We start from the raw sequence: 14279 nt of genomic DNA, 5'->3' as shown, positions 1-14279 counted from the left end.
ACCCAGTCAATAGGGGGACACGTCCACATGTTCGCGCGTCGTTTGATCTCGTTCTCCGCCCTCGTGGCGATGCTGGTTGCCGGCTGGGCCGTTGTCCCCGCCACTGCGGCTGAAATGGAATCGACCATCGCCCGCGGCGGTCGCCTGTACGACAATTGGTACAAGGAGACCAAGCAGACCCGCCCCGACAGCACCCATCCGTCCTATCCGGCCAGCGGCAAGGGCCAGAAGAATTCGTGGCGCTGCACCGCCTGCCACGGCTGGGACTACACCGGCGAGAAGTCGGTCGGCATCAAGGGCATCACCGGCGCCAAGGGCAAGCCCGAGGCCGCCATCGTCGCCATCCTGCGCGACAAGACCCACGCCTACACCCCCGAGATGATGAGCGACAAGGACGCCGGCGATCTGGCCATGTTCGTCTCGAAGGGGCAGATCGACATGTCCAAGTACATCGACCTGGCCGCCAACAAGTCCAAGGGCAGCGCGGCCAAGGGTGAGGTGTTCTACAACACCCTGTGCGGCGTCTGCCACGGCCCCGACGGCCGCAAGGTCAGCACCGGCATGGCGCTGGGCCAGGCGTCGGAATACCCGGCAGCCATGCTCCACAAGGCGCTGAACGGCCAGCCGGCCGAGGCGATGCCGATGCTGCGCGCGTTCGACAACGCCATCTCCGCCGACATCGTCGCCTACACCACGTCCCTGCCCAAATGAGCGCGATGAAGGGTGACCACGGTGCCGAGGGTGCCGCCTCCGGGCGGCACCTGAAGCGCTCCGCGCACCGGGCGTTCTGGCGCAAGGCCGTGTTCGTCATGGTCGGCGTCGTCGTCGGCGTGTTCACCATGGCCGGCTTCGTCACCGCCATCGAGTGGACCAATCGGACCGAGTTCTGCATTTCGTGCCATTCCATGAAGCAGAACTATGCCGAGTACAAGGAGAGCATCCACTACCTCAACCGCAGCGGCGCCCATGCCCAGTGCTCGGACTGCCACGTGCCTAAGGCCCTGGGGCCCAAGCTGGTGCGCAAGTTCCTGGCCTACAAGGACATCGTCGCCGAGATCCAGGGCACCATCGACACCCCCGAGAAGCTGGAGGCCAAGCGCCCCGAGCTGGCCGAGCGGGTGTGGGCCTACATGGCCGCCACCGATTCGCGCGAGTGCCGCAACTGCCATTCGTTCGATTCGATGAACACCAGCAAGCAGACCATCGCCGCCCGCAACAAGCACCCCGAGGCGGCGCTGGAGAACAAGACCTGCATCAGCTGCCACAAGGGCGTGGCGCACAAGCTGCCGTCCTCGAAGGACGACCTGTAGGACCAGTCCCCCTCTCCGCACGACGCGGGGAGGGGGCGTTCCGCTCTCACTCCATCACCGCATCCAGGCCGAAGCGATCCACGGGCGTCACCGCGAGATCCAGGGCCAGGCGGGCGCACACCAGCAGCACCACGATCGCCAGCAGCAGGCGCAACTGCTCGCCCTTCAGGCGGGCGCCGAAGCGCGCTCCCATCTGGGCGCCGACCACGCCGCCCACCAGCAGGGTCAGCATCAGCACCACGTCCACCGTCTGGGTGTGCACCGCCTGCAGGATGGTGACGTTGGCGGTGACGAAAATGATCTGGAACAGCGAGGTGCCGATCACCACCGTGGTCGGCATCTCCAGCACGTAGATCATCAGGGGCACCATGACGAAGCCGCCGCCGACGCCCATGATGGCGGCCAGCACGCCGCCCACCACCCCGACGGCGGCCGGCATCAGCACGCTGATGTAGAGCCCGGACCGCGGGAACCGCATCTTCAGCGGCAGCGCCGGCCACGGATGGCGATGGCGCTTGCGCGGCAGCACGGCACGCCCCTGGCGCTGCATGGCGCGCAGGGATTCCACCGCCATGACGATGCCGACGAAGCCCAGGAAGACGACATAGGACAGGGCGATGGCAAGATCGACCTGACCCAGGGTCTGCAGCCATCCGAACAGCACCACTCCCAGCGACGACCCGGCCAGCCCGCCGGTCAGCAGCACGCCGCCCATGCGAAAATCCACATTGCCCCGCCGCCAGTGGGCGATCAGGCCCGAGACGCTGGCGCCCACCACCTGATTGGCGCCGGTGGAGACCGCCACCGCCGCCGGCACTCCCAGGAACATCAGGAACGGCGTCAGCAGGAAGCCGCCGCCGACCCCGAACAGGCCCGACAGGAACCCGACGCCGCCCCCCAGCAGCAGCAGGGTGTAGACGTCCACCGACACGCCGGCGATAGGCAGGTAGATGCTGGGCACGGGCCGGCCTCCGCGGGAACATGCGTTCGGCCTGCATATGGGCGAGGGGGGCGGGTGTTGCGACGCCCCGGCCTGCCCTCCGGACGGATTGCCGCCTTCGCCCCGCTGCCCATATGCAGCCGGACGCGGAAGGAGACGGCGCCATGAAGTGGATCGCGCATCTGGTTATAGCCCTGCTGCCGGCGGCCGCGGCGGCACAGGCGCCGACAGCGGACGGCGACACTTGGTACGACACGGTGGTCGGGATGGCGGTCTACGGCACCCGTTCGGGCCGCATCGGCACGGTGATCGAGGTGGTCCGCGGCGCCGATGGCCAGCCGGTGGCGGCCATCATCGGCCTCGACCCCGCCATCGACCCGGATGGCCGGGCGCTGCCGTTGGCCTGGGACAACGTACGCGGCCAGGCCGGCCGCGCCACCCTCATCGCGCCGTGGACGGCGGCCGCCGTGCGCTGGCTGGTGCGGCGCGAAGGTTAGTTCTTGCGCTGGAAGAAGGTCGAGCTGTCATAGGGCGTGCGCGCCGCCAGATCGGCCTTGGTCACCGGCGGTTCGGGGCGCATCAGGGTCCGGCTGTCCAGTGCCGTCTCGTAGGGCGCCGAGCAGGCCGCCAGGGCCACCACCGCCGCCATCGCCAACCATGCCTTCATCGTCGTCTCCCCTCATTCGGACGGCAGCGCGCGCGTCGCAGGCTCGACATCCCTGTCGAACACGCCGCCGTCGTAGAAACCGTCCGACCCGATGGTCGGCCCGTATCCGGGCTCGCGCATCTCGGCCTGCTGGGGTCCAACCGGGACCCCGGTATAACCATCGTACCCGGCGCAGGCGGCCAGCGGAAGGGCGATGATGAGGACGCGGAAGGCGGCCAGCGGTGACATGGCGGAAAGCCCCGATGTGGTTTCCCTTCGGAACGCGCCGCCACCGCCCCGAGTTCCCCGGGGGCAGCGATGGTGGGAGGAATGAAGCTTGCGGGCCGGCTTGACCCTACAGCGCGAATTCCCGGTCGAGATCGGCCAGGGCTGCGGTCTCCTTGCGCTCGGGCATGTAGGGCGGGCGGTGGCCCTGGTACAGGATGCCGATGTTGAAGCCGTCATCGGTCATCAGCCGCTTGGCCGCCTGGGCGGGATCGGTGGTGGCCTCCAGCTGGGCCGGGCGGACCACAGTCTTCCACTCCCGCTGCTCCTCGCGGAAGGTGATGCAGGGGCTCATCACCACCACCAGCGAGAAGCCGGGATGGGTGATGGCTTCGGCGATGGTGCGGGCGGTGCCGTTGGGGTCGCCCGAGAAGGCCCGCGCCACGAAATTGGCGCCGGCGGCCAGGGCGATGGCCAGCGGATTGAACGGGGTCATGCCGGTGCCGCCCGGCGGGGCCATGGCCGAGGCGTCCCAGTCCGGCTCGGTGGTCGGGCTGGGCTGGCCCTTGGTCATGCCGTAGACCCGGTTGTCCATCACCACATAGGTCATATCGACGTTGCGCCGGCAGGCGTGCAGGAAGTGGTTGCCGCCGATGGAGAAGCCGTCGCCGTCGCCGCCGGCCACCAGCACGGTGAGGTCGGGCCGCGCCAGCTTCAGCCCGGCCCCCACCACCAGGGCGCGGCCGTGGATGGAGTGGAAGCCGTAGGTGGTGGTGTAGGCCGGGATGCGCGACGAGCAGCCGATGCCCGACACCACCGAGGTCTTGTGCGGCTCGAGCCCGAGATCGGCGAAGGCCTTGGTGATCGACGACAATACGCCGAAATCGCCGCAGCCCGGGCACCACACCGGTTTGACGTCGGACTTGAAGTCCTTGGCGGTGTAGTGGGCGGGGCAGTCGGAAACGGAGGTCATGGCCTATGTCCCCATGGCGAGCAGGCGGGCATGGATCTCGTGCGGGCGGATCGGCAGCGGCCCGGCCCGGTGGAGCGCGTGGACCTCGCCCGGCAGGTCGTATTCCGCCCGCAGGTAGCGGTGGAACTGGCCCTGGTGCGACAGCTCCACCACCAGCACCTTCGACACTCCCGACAGGGCCGCCGCCATGTGTTCGGGGCGGGTCGGCGCCAGCAGGCGGGGGGCGATCAGGCGGGCATTGACGCCGTCGGCGGCGGCGCGGGCGATGGCCTCGCGGGCGGCGCCGGTGCACGAGCCCCAGGTCAGCACGGCGATGTCGCCGTCGCCTTCCAGGGTGGCCCAATGGTCGCCGAAATCGTGGTCGGCCAGCTTGCGCCGGCGCTTGTCCAGTTGCGCCGCGTGGTCGCCGGCCTGCGACGACGGCGTGCCGGTCTCGGTGTGCTCGAGGCCGTCGGCGGTGTACTGGCAGCCCGGCGTGCCGGGGATGGCCATGGGCGACACGCCGGTGCCGGTCAGGGCATAGCGCTTGTAGGCCACCCCCTCGGCCGGGGTTTCGGCGACCAGCCGGCGGCCGGCGAAGGCGACGTCGGCGGGGGCCTCGATGACCGCCCGGCTCTGGCCCAGGGACTGGTCCGACAGCACGATGCAGGGGGCCTGCAGGGTTTCGGCCAGGTGGACCGCCCATTGGGTGGCGAGCAGGCAATCGCCGATGGACTGGGGCGCCACCACCAGATGGGGGGCGTCGCCGTGCAGGCCGTAGACGGCGATGTTGAGGTCGGATTGCTCGGACTTGGTGGGGATGCCGGTGGAGGGGCCGCCGCGCTGGACGTCCACCACCACCACCGGGGTCTCGGAGGCGGTGGCCATGCCCAGCGCCTCGATCATCAGCGCCAGGCCCGGCCCCGAGGTGGCGGTCAGCGAGGGGGCGCCGCCGAACGAGGCGCCGACGCACATGGCGATGGAGGCCAGCTCGTCCTCGGCCTGGACGAAGACGCCGCCCAGCTTGGGCAGGGCGCCGGTCAGCCATTCCAGGATCTCGGTGGCCGGGGTGATGGGATAAGCGGCGACGAAGCGGATGCCGCCGCGCACCGCGCCCAGGCCGGCGGCCTGGTTGCCGGTGACCGCCCAGCGCGGGGCGGGATTGGCCGGCAGCGCCCCCAGCCGCTTGGCCGGACCCAGCCCGGCGGCGGCCTCGGCACCCGCGCGCACCGCCGCCACCGAGGCGGCGAAAGCGTCGGCGTGCTTCTTCTTCAGCGACTTGCCCAGGGTCTCGACGATGGCCTCGACGTCGAGGCCGATCAGGGCGGCGACCGCCCCCAGGGCGATCATGTTGGGCCGCCCGCCGGGAATCGCCTTGGCCAGGTCCTTCATGGGCAATTGGGCGATGCGGGCACCCGAGCCGGCCATGGCCGCCGGCACCTCACCCTCGGCCGGGTCGGTGATGATCAGGCTGGAGGTGTCCAGCGGCAGCTCGGCGGCGAAGCGCTGGACGTTCAGCCAGTCGATGGCCAGCAGGATCTCGGTGACATCGTCCACCGAGCTGACCGGCTCGGGCGACAGCCGCACCATGGCGGCCGCCTCGCCGCCGCGAATCTGCGGCCCCGACGAGCGCCCGAACAGGGCGTAGCAGCCGGCACTGGCGGCGGCGTCGATCAGCATGTTGGCGGCGGTCATCACGCCGGCGCCGCCGCTGCCGCAGAGTGCTATGGAAACCGATCCGCCGTCCGCCATATCCGCCTTCCCCGCAAATCACCGCGCCGATCATATCCCTGCCCGGGGCATGGGGCGAGAGCGATTCGCACCTGGGAGCCGCTTGGCAAATCTCATTGTCAAGGCGCCCCCTCTCTCGATATATGCAGGTTGTGGCCCGCGTGACGCCATTCGGGGGACCCTGCTGCCGGCGGCGCCTGCGCCCCGGCCGGGTGGCGGCGCGAGGGGAGAAGCCAAGAGAGGAAGACGGAAATGTCGCTCAAGATTACCGACGACTGCACCAGCTGCGACGCCTGCGTCCCGGCCTGCCCCAACGACGCCATCACCGCCGGCGACGTCATCTACGTGATCGATCCCGACCGCTGCACCGAATGCGTCGGCGCCGAGGACAGCCCCCAGTGCCAGCTGGTGTGCCCGGCCGATTGCATCGAGGTCGGTACCGAGGAGACCCAGGACCAGCTGATGGCCAAGTTCAAGGCCCTGCATCCCTGATCCGGGCGGTTTCCGCCACACCCGACGACAAACCCCCGGCACCGCGCGGCGCCGGGGGTTTTGCTTTGTCGGAAGGGAAGGAGGGAGCCCGGCCCCCCGGAGCTCCCTCCCGCTTCCCGCTCCACGGGGGTGTGTGCAGGTGGAGGCGGGAAACGTCTGTCCCGCCCGCAACCTTGCCCCCTGAATGGCCCCACGACAATCGGGTGGGGACCTTACTCCGTTGATTTCCTGGCCGCCTACACCACCCGGACGTTCTTGAACTGCCAGGGATCGTCGGTGTCGATGTCCTCGGGGAACAGACGGCCGCGGCCGTCCAGCGGGGTCCAGTCGGAATAGACCCCGACCACCGGCCCGAGATAGGGCATGCACACCTCGAGGCAGCGCGCGTGGTCCATCTCGTCGGGCTCGACCACGCCCATCTCGGGGTTCTCCATGGCCCACACCACGCCGGCCAGCACCGCCACCGTCACCTGCAGGCTGGTGGCGTTGTTGTGCGGGCAGAGCTGGCGCGCCTCGTCGATGGACAGCTGCGAGCCGTACCAGTAGGCGCCCTTGGCGTGGCCGGCCAGCAGCACCCCCAGTTCGTCGATGCCCGAGGTGATCTCGTCCATCATCAGCCGCTTCTCGGCCTGCATGGTCCAGGTCTTGCCGGCCAGCTCGTGCACCGACAGCACGGCGTCGTCGCAGGGGTGGTAGGCGTAGTGCACGGTGGGGCGGAAGCGCACCTTGTCGCCGTCCTTGACCGTGTAGAAGTCCGAGATGGAGATGGACTCGCCGTGGGTGATGAGGAAGCCGTGGAACGGCCCCTCGGTCGGGGTCCAGGTGCGCACCCGCACCGAGGCGCCGGGGCGCATCAGGTAGATGGCGGAATCGCGGCCGAACTCGTGACGCATGGCGTCGGCCGGCCAGTGGCGCTCGTGGCTGCCCCAGCCCAGCTCGGCCGGCTGACAACCCTCGCCGACGAAGCCGTCGATGGACCAGGTGTTGACGAACTCGCCGACCCGCTTGGGCTGGGCTTGCGCCACCTGGGTGTCGCGCTCGGCGATGTGGACCACCTTCATGGACAGCGCCTCGGCCAGCGCCGCCCACTCGGCGCGGGTCTTCGGCGTCTCGACCGCGTGGCCGGTGTCGGCGGCGATGTTCAGCAGCGCCTGCTTGACGAAGTGGCTGACCAGACCGGGATTGGCGCCGTGGGTCAGCACCGCGGTGGGGCGCTTGGCCGGGCTTTTCAGCTTCAGCGCGGTCTCGCGCAGGGCGTAGTTGGAGCGCAACGAGGGCGACAGCGAGGTGTCGGTGTAGCCGCCGGCCCAAGGCTCGATGCAGGTGTCGAGATAGAGCGCGCCGACCTCCCAGGCCAGCTCGACCAGGGCGATGGAGGAGACGTCCACCGAGACGTTGAGCAGGAAGTCGCCCTTGCCCAGCAGCGGCAGCAGCACGTCGCGGTAATTGGCGCGGGTCAGCGCCTGCTTGACGAACGTGATGCCGTATTCGTCGGCGACGCCGTGGCCGCGCTCCTCGGCGGTGACGATGGTGATCCGCTTGGGATCCATGTCGATGTGGCGCAGGATCAGCGGCAACACTCCCTGACCGATGCTGCCGAAACCGACGATGACCATACGGCCGGCGAACGCGACGTGCTTGCTCATACCTGAATTCTCCCCTTCCTGGCGGCGTCTATTCCGCCGAAACAATCCTTATCCAGACCTCAATCACGGCCATCAAGCCGTTTTTCATGATATTTGCCCAGTAAAGCGCCTTCAGGCCGCCCGCTCCAGCGCGGCATAGCCGGGCGTCTCCAGCAGCGGCGGGTCGCGCACCTCGGCCCTCAGCGCCTCGTCGAAGCCGTTGAAGGCGGTGCGCAGGCTGGTGCCGTAGGCGCCCAACTGGCCGATCTCGATCCAGTCGCCCTCGCGGGCATCGGCCGGCAGCAGGAACGGCCCCTCCATGCGGTCGGCGGAATCGCAGGTCGGCCCGAACAGCGAGAAGGCGGTCGTCTCGTCCGCCACCGGGTCGCCGCCGGTGCGGATCAGCCGGCAGGGGAAGCGGAAGCCGGGGGCGCCGGCATCCGACAGGCTGCCGTAGATGCCGTCGTTGACGAACAGATGGCCGGCGCGGCGGCCCTCGACGCGCACCACCACCGACTGGCCGGCCGCCACCAGGGCGCGGCCCGGCTCGCACCACAGCTCGCAGGCGGCGGGCAGGTCGAGGGCGGCGACGCCGCGGACGATGGCGGCCATGAAGGCCGCCAGCGGCGGCGGCTCGACGTCGGGATAGCTGACCGGGAAGCCGCCGCCGACGTCGAGGATGTCGATGTCCACGCCGGACTCGTCCAGCACCCGTCCGGCACGGGTCAGCGCCCGCTCCCAGGCGGCGGGGTCGAGGCACTGGCTGCCGACGTGGAAGCACAGGCCGACCCGGTGGGCCACCGCGCGGGCCATGCGCAGCAGGCGCACCGCCTCGCCCGGCTCGGCGCCGAACTTGCCCGACAGGTCATAGACCGCGCCGCCCTTGGGCAGGGCCAGGCGCACCACCAGGCCCAGCTCGCCGAAGGCGCCGCGGGTCTCCTGCAGCACCTTGGCCAGCTCGGCGGCGGAATCGATGACGAAGTCGCGCACGCCGTGCCACTCCCAGGCCTCGCGGATGGCGGCGCGGGACTTCACCGGATGCATGAAGTGGATGGCGGATTCGGGCAGCAGGCGGCGCACCAGCCGCACCTCCTGCACCGAGGCGCAGTCGAAATGGCGCACGCCGCCGGCCCACAGGGCGTCGAGCACCGCCGGGTCGGGATTGCACTTGACGGCATAAAGGACGCTGCCGGGGAACGCCTCGACGAAGTGCTCGGCCGAGCGGGTCAGCACGGCGGGGCGCAGGCAATGCACCGGCAGGTCTGGCTGCTCGGCGGACACGAAATCCTGCACGGTGGGCAAGACGGGGCGGAAACGGATGTGGGTCATTGGCGCGAACTCCCTCGCAAAGGCTTGCGAGACGACGGGGGCACGCCTGGCCATGCGGGCCGGGCGCGGGCTCGACGGGATGCACGGCAACCCCGGCGCGGCGCAAGGCGCCGCGGGGCTGCCGTCACATACTGGAGTTGCGCTTGAGGACCATGCCCTGGGCGCGGGTCTGAACGACCATGTCCACCTCCCTTAAGGGGGCTGCCGGCCCACTCGCGACCGGCTCCACCGAAAAGGACGCGTACCGTCGTTACCCGGAAAGGGGCACGTGCGTATTTGCGTCTGGGAACGCTATATACGCGGCCTTGCCCCCCCATGCAAGACGCGCGAGGGCCTTGCCCCATGTTCCCGGCGCAGGCCTGGACTCCGGCATTCGGGTTTGACGGCTTGCCGTGCGGTGTTCAGTCGAACAGCGAGAGGTAGGCCCAGGCGACGCTGGCCGCCGCCAGGGCGGTCAACTCGGCATGGTCGAAGGGCGGGCAGACCTCGACCACGTCCATGCCGCGCCAGTCCAGCCCGCCCAGGCGGTGCAGGATACCCATGGCCTGCCAGGTGGCCAGGCCGCCCACCTCGGGCGTTCCGGTGCCGGGGGCGAAGGCGGGGTCGAGGGCGTCGATGTCGAAGGACAGATAGGCCGGGCGGGCGCCGATGACCGCCCGGATGCGCTCGGCCACCGCCGCCGGCGAGGACAGGTGCACCTCCTCGGCGGTGATGACGGTGATGCCCCTGGCCGTGCCCCAATCGTGGATGGCGCGCCCCACCGGGCTGCGGATGCCGACCTGGACCATGCCGGCGGGATCGACCAGCCCTTCCTCGACGGCGTGGAAGAAGACCGAGCCATGGGCCAGCACCTGGCCGAAATTGTCGGGCCAGGTATCCACATGGGCGTCGAAATGGACCAGCCCCAGCGGCCCCCCCAGCCGGCGCGACAGGGCGCGCAGCAGCGCCAGGGTGACGGTGTGGTCGCCGCCCAGGGCGACCAGGTGCCCCATGGACGCCGCCTGCCGCTCGATCAGCGCCAGCGAGGCCGGGATGTCGCCCAGGGCGATGGCGAAGTCGCCGATGTCCGAAATCCCCAGGGCGGCCGGGTCGCGCCAGGTGACCGGGTTGTCGCCGTCCACCAGCATGCGGCTGGCGGCGCGGATGGCGGCGGGGGCCATCCGGGCGCCGGGGCGGTTGGTGGTGCCGAGGTCGAACGGGATGCCGGCGACGGTGAAGCGCGCCCCGGCCTCGCCGCGGCCGAGGCCGAGGAAACCGGAGGGCAGGGCGAAGGTGGGTGTGGCGGCCATGGGGACCAGTATAGGCGGTGGCGGTGCCGCCGCAACCTCCCGCGGTGGGGGGCAGCGCAGCCTCAGGCCTGAGCTTCGCTTCATTCGGGCCTCATCCTGAGGAGCCGCCGCAGGCGGCGTCTCGAAGGACGAGGCCCGCCCCATCCTTCGAGACGAGCGCTGCGCGCTCTCCTCAGGATGAGGCTACGGATGATAAGGCTATGGATAAGGAATGGCCCAAGTCAGCGCCGCCGCGCCGACCGGTCCTCATGAATGCGCAGACGGCTGGGCGGCAGGCGCACGATGGCGGTGGTGCCCTGGCCTGGCTCGGACTTCATGTCCAGGTTGCCGCCGTGAAGATCCACCAGCGCCTTGACCAGCGGCAGCCCCAGCCCGATTCCCTCGCGCGTCGAGAAGGCGGGGCCGCAGGCATCGAAGGCGGAGAACAGCGAGGCGAGCAGTTCGGGCGACATGCCGCGGCCGGAATCCGAGACGGTGAGGACAAGGCCGTGCTGGCCGTCGGTGCCCGCGGACAGACACACCCGCCCGCCCGCCGGGGTGGCGTGGATGGCGTTGGCCACCAGGTTGAGCAGGATCTGGCGCAGCCGGCGTTCGTCGGCATGGACCGCCGGCAGCGACGGCGCGCATTCCAGCACCAGGGTAAGGCCGGAGGAATCGGCCTCGGTGCGGGCCAGGGCAACGACGGTGGCGATCAGCCGGGCGATGTCGACGTCGCCCTCCTTCAGCGTCAGGCGCCGGGCCTCGATGGCCGACAGGTCCAGGATGTCGGCGACCAGGTCCAGCAGGTGGTGCCCGGCGTCGCGGATGTAGCCGGCATATTCCAGGTAGTTCGGGTTGGCCAGCGGGCCGTGCAGCCCGGCCAGCATGGCTTCGGAAAACCCGATCACCGCATTGAGCGGGGTGCGCAGCTCGTGGCTCATGTTGGCCAGGAAGTTGGACTTGGCGCGGTTGGCCGACTGCGCCAGCTCGGTGACCACCTTGAGCTGGCGGGTGGCGCGGTCGCGCTCGACCACGCGCCCGATCTGCAGGCCGATATGGGTCAGCGCCTGGAACAGCAGCGGGTCGGGGGCGATGCGCTCGGGCGAGAAGAATTCGAGGACCGCCACCACTTCCATGCCGATGCGGACGGGCAGGGCGAAGCCGGTGTGGAGGCCGAGGGCGCGGGCCACCTCGATGCGCGGGTCGTCGGGGCTGTCCTCGACGTCGGGCAGCCATTCCGGTTCGCCCGAGGCGAGCACGCGGCCGGCCAGGCCCTGGCCTGCGGACAGGGCGGAATCGCGGGTGCGGGCATCCCATTCGGCGAAGCGGGCGCTGTCGGCCAGGAACCACAGGTCGGACGGCACCAGCCGGCCGGGAAGCTCCTCCTCGACCCGGTAGACGTGGCCGATGGGCCAGCCGCCGTGGCCGCACATGCGGGTCAGGCACCGCGACATGGCGGTCTCGGCGTTGGGGGCCTCGTTGGCGGCGGCGGCGATGTCGTGCAGAAGGGCGATGATCTCCTTCTGGCGGGCGATCTGGGTCTCGCTGGCCTCGCGCTCGGCCACGTGCCGGGCGGCCATCTGGCGGGCGCGGGTGGTGTCGCTTTCCATCCGCCGGGTGAACTCGACCAGCAGGCCGGTGCAGCCGGCCCCGGCGCCGCCGGCGGATGGCGAGGCCGTGAACTGGACCCAGCGCCAGCCGGCGGCCCCGTCGCGGATGCGGAATTCGGTGTCGCAGGGCTGGCCGTTGACGGCGGCGACGAACAGGGCGGAGCGCAGGCGCGAGCGGTCCTCGACATGGACGCGGGCCAGCATGCGCTCGCTGTCGCCCAGCAGGGCCCCGGCCTCGAGGCCGAGAAGGGCGCGGCAGCCGCCGCCGACGCAGGTGAAGGCGAGCACGTCGTCGTCGGTGCGGCGCGCCTGGAAGACCACGGCGCGCAGTTCGCCGAGCACCTCCTCCACACTTGTCCTGTCCCCGTCTCCCAGCATCACCACTCCCATTCGCACGTCTGGAAGGATGAACCTGCGGGAAGGACAGTCACAATACGGAAGGCGTATGTATACGACCGTATGGTATTAAGTCCGACTTCCGAAGGAGGTGCGGTCAGGTGGAGCCCTGCTCCATGGCGGTGCGGAACGCCACCACCGGGTCGGAATCGTCGAGGGCGACGTCGGCGCGGGTCACCACCTGGCCGGCGGCGACCGGCCGCAGCAGCCTGAGTCCGGCGGCCAGGCCGATGGGCAGGGCCTGCTGCGCCAGCGAAGCCTCGGCCGGCAGCAACCGGCCCCAGACGGTGGCGCCGCCGGCGCCGTCCAGTTCCGTGCCGGCGTCCAGATCGCGCTTCGCCACCGTCGCCACGTCGGCGACGAAGGCGCGCGGGCAGCCGGTGGGGCGGCGGTTCAACGCCACCTCGGCGACCGATACCGGCAGCTCGAACCCCAGCAGGTGGTGCTGCCGCCAGCGGGCGCCGTAGGCGCCGCCGTCGGTGGGCACGCCAAGCTCGGGCAGCGAGCGGGCGGCGAAGTCGGACTGGGCGCGGAAGGTGACGAAGACGCCGTTTTCCAGGTCGGCGAATACCCGGCGGCCGTCGCGTTCCAGGGTGCTCACCGCCTCGACCATGCCGGCGGATTCGAGCCGGCCGCCGTCCCAGCTGGGCCGCAGCACGCGGGCCAGGTCGTGGGAGCCGCAGGGCGGGAAGGACAGCCCGGCCGAGGGCGGCGCCAGCAGGCAGGCATTGGCGACGGCGGCCAGCTCCAGGGCGGCATGGGTGCCGTCCAGCAGCGCCGTATAGAAGTCGGAATGCAGGTCGGCGGCCTTGGCCTCGGAGGCGTCGCGGCCGAAATGGGTCCATACCGTATCCGGTGTCACCGCCTGGCAGCCGGGCAGCCAGCGGCTGCCGCGGCCGGCGGCGGCGACCTCGAAGCCGCAGGTGCGCGCCCACTCCACCAATTCGCAGATCAGCGCCGGCTGGTCGCCATAGGCCAGGGAATAGACCACCCCGCGGGCCGCCGCGCGGGCCGCCAGGGCCGGGCCGGCCAGGGCGTCGGCCCCGATATTGGCCATCACCACATGGATGCCGCGGTCGATGGCGGCCAGCGCGGTGAGGATGCCGGCGGCCGGCGAGCGGCCGGCTTCGATGAGCACGTCCAGCCTCGCGCTTTCGGTCAGGGCGGCGGCGTCGGTGGTGACCCAGGTACCGCCCGAGGCCAGGGCGTCGGCCAGCGACCGCGCCACCGCCTTGACCGGCGGCCATTGCGCCAGCGCCAAGGCGGTCGGCCCCCGCTCGGGGTCGGGATCGGCGACGGCGGCGACGTGGATGCCCGGCGAATGGCGGGCCTGCGCCAGGAACATGGTGGCCAGCCGCCCGGCCCCGGCCAGGCCCACGCGGACCGGCTCGCGTGCCGTCAACAGGCTGGTGGCGCTCATGTCATCCCCCCTGGCCTTCCCACTGGACGTGTCCCGCGAAGCCTATCGCCATCCGGCGGGGATGGGAAGCCCACCCGCCCCAAGCGGCGGGTTGTTTCGCCGCTTCGGCCGCCCAACATCAACCCCGGCCGGCGATTTCAACGGCCGCGGCGCAGGGGATGGAATGCAGATCCGCACCGGCGTGATCCGGATATTTCGGAGCATGACGCCGGCTACCCGAGCGGCGCGGATGCCGGTCCGTGCCCCGCCGTTGCCGGCCCGGGCGCCTTGACGACAATCCCGCCGCCGGCCGGGGCGGGTGGGAAAGATCGGAACCGCCCCGTGAATTGCGGTGC

Annotated in this window: 14 protein-coding genes; 4 read left to right on the top strand and 10 right to left on the bottom strand. The window is 70.7% G+C overall.

Annotated elements, in window-relative coordinates; all coding sequences use genetic code 11:
* Window positions 1-27: 27 nt before the first annotated feature.
* Window positions 28-711, top strand: a complete 684-nt coding sequence (locus tag MTBUT4_RS02235; RefSeq protein WP_173978032.1) for a c-type cytochrome — start codon at window positions 28-30, stop codon at window positions 709-711.
* Entirely contained in the window at window positions 708-1310 is a 603-nt protein-coding gene (locus MTBUT4_RS02230; protein ID WP_254434700.1) for a NapC/NirT family cytochrome c, read from the top strand. Before MTBUT4_RS02235 ends, MTBUT4_RS02230 begins: the two co-directional genes overlap by 4 nt.
* A gap of 46 nt (window positions 1311-1356) precedes the next feature.
* Here the strand turns inward: MTBUT4_RS02230 and MTBUT4_RS02225 are convergent, their stop codons facing one another.
* Window positions 1357-2271 carry a sulfite exporter TauE/SafE family protein gene (locus MTBUT4_RS02225; RefSeq protein WP_173978031.1) on the bottom strand — a complete coding sequence of 305 codons (915 nt, stop codon included), beginning with the start codon at window positions 2269-2271 and terminating at the stop codon, window positions 1357-1359.
* A 143-nt stretch (window positions 2272-2414) separates the two neighbouring features.
* Here MTBUT4_RS02225 and MTBUT4_RS02220 point away from each other — a divergent pair, with 143 nt between their 5' ends.
* A complete protein-coding gene (locus tag MTBUT4_RS02220) occupies window positions 2415-2747 on the top strand; it encodes a PRC-barrel domain-containing protein (RefSeq protein WP_173978030.1) in 333 nt (110 codons plus the stop codon).
* Here MTBUT4_RS02220 and MTBUT4_RS02215 read toward each other — a convergent pair.
* The 4 genes from MTBUT4_RS02215 to MTBUT4_RS02200 all read right to left on the bottom strand — a co-directional run bounded on the left by MTBUT4_RS02215 (window position 2744) and on the right by MTBUT4_RS02200 (window position 5825).
* Window positions 2744-2917: a hypothetical protein gene (locus MTBUT4_RS02215; RefSeq protein ID WP_173978029.1), complete on the bottom strand. Its 174-nt coding sequence runs from the start codon at window positions 2915-2917 to the stop codon at window positions 2744-2746. The genes MTBUT4_RS02220 and MTBUT4_RS02215 overlap by 4 nt on opposite strands.
* A gap of 12 nt (window positions 2918-2929) precedes the next feature.
* Window positions 2930-3145: a hypothetical protein gene (locus tag MTBUT4_RS02210; RefSeq protein ID WP_173978028.1), complete on the bottom strand. Its 216-nt coding sequence runs from the start codon at window positions 3143-3145 to the stop codon at window positions 2930-2932.
* 106 nt (window positions 3146-3251) lie between these two features.
* A complete protein-coding gene (locus tag MTBUT4_RS02205) occupies window positions 3252-4094 on the bottom strand; it encodes a 2-oxoacid:ferredoxin oxidoreductase subunit beta (protein WP_173978027.1) in 843 nt (280 codons plus the stop codon).
* 3 nt (window positions 4095-4097) lie between these two features.
* Window positions 4098-5825, bottom strand: coding sequence for a 2-oxoacid:acceptor oxidoreductase subunit alpha (locus MTBUT4_RS02200; RefSeq protein ID WP_173978026.1), 1728 nt, complete (start codon window positions 5823-5825; stop codon window positions 4098-4100).
* A gap of 231 nt (window positions 5826-6056) precedes the next feature.
* Here MTBUT4_RS02200 and MTBUT4_RS02195 point away from each other — a divergent pair, with 231 nt between their 5' ends.
* Complete coding sequence (locus tag MTBUT4_RS02195) at window positions 6057-6296, top strand: YfhL family 4Fe-4S dicluster ferredoxin (protein ID WP_173978025.1); 240 nt, start codon at window positions 6057-6059, stop codon at window positions 6294-6296.
* 236 nt (window positions 6297-6532) lie between these two features.
* Here the strand turns inward: MTBUT4_RS02195 and MTBUT4_RS02190 are convergent, their stop codons facing one another.
* From MTBUT4_RS02190 to MTBUT4_RS02170, 5 genes are all read right to left on the bottom strand, one after another.
* Window positions 6533-7942 (bottom strand): homospermidine synthase, encoded by a 1410-nt coding sequence (locus tag MTBUT4_RS02190; RefSeq protein ID WP_173978024.1) that lies wholly within the window; start codon window positions 7940-7942, stop codon window positions 6533-6535.
* 111 nt (window positions 7943-8053) lie between these two features.
* A complete protein-coding gene (locus tag MTBUT4_RS02185) occupies window positions 8054-9250 on the bottom strand; it encodes a type III PLP-dependent enzyme (RefSeq protein WP_254434699.1) in 1197 nt (398 codons plus the stop codon).
* A 401-nt stretch (window positions 9251-9651) separates the two neighbouring features.
* Window positions 9652-10539, bottom strand: a complete 888-nt coding sequence (locus MTBUT4_RS02180; protein ID WP_173978022.1) for an agmatinase — start codon at window positions 10537-10539, stop codon at window positions 9652-9654.
* Between the two features lie 221 nt (window positions 10540-10760).
* The gene (locus MTBUT4_RS02175) at window positions 10761-12506 is read right to left on the bottom strand and encodes a PAS domain-containing sensor histidine kinase (protein WP_173978021.1); all 1746 of its coding nucleotides are present in this window, start codon (window positions 12504-12506) and stop codon (window positions 10761-10763) included.
* A 115-nt stretch (window positions 12507-12621) separates the two neighbouring features.
* Window positions 12622-13944, bottom strand: a complete 1323-nt coding sequence (locus MTBUT4_RS02170) for an SAF domain-containing protein (RefSeq protein WP_173978020.1) — start codon at window positions 13942-13944, stop codon at window positions 12622-12624.
* Window positions 13945-14279 lie beyond the last annotated feature (335 nt).

Source organism: Magnetospirillum sp. UT-4, from assembly GCF_902729435.1.
Lineage (GTDB): Bacteria > Pseudomonadota > Alphaproteobacteria > Rhodospirillales > Magnetospirillaceae > Magnetospirillum.
Note: the sequence above shows the minus strand (reverse complement) of the source record. Positions and strands in the feature narration are given on the sequence as shown.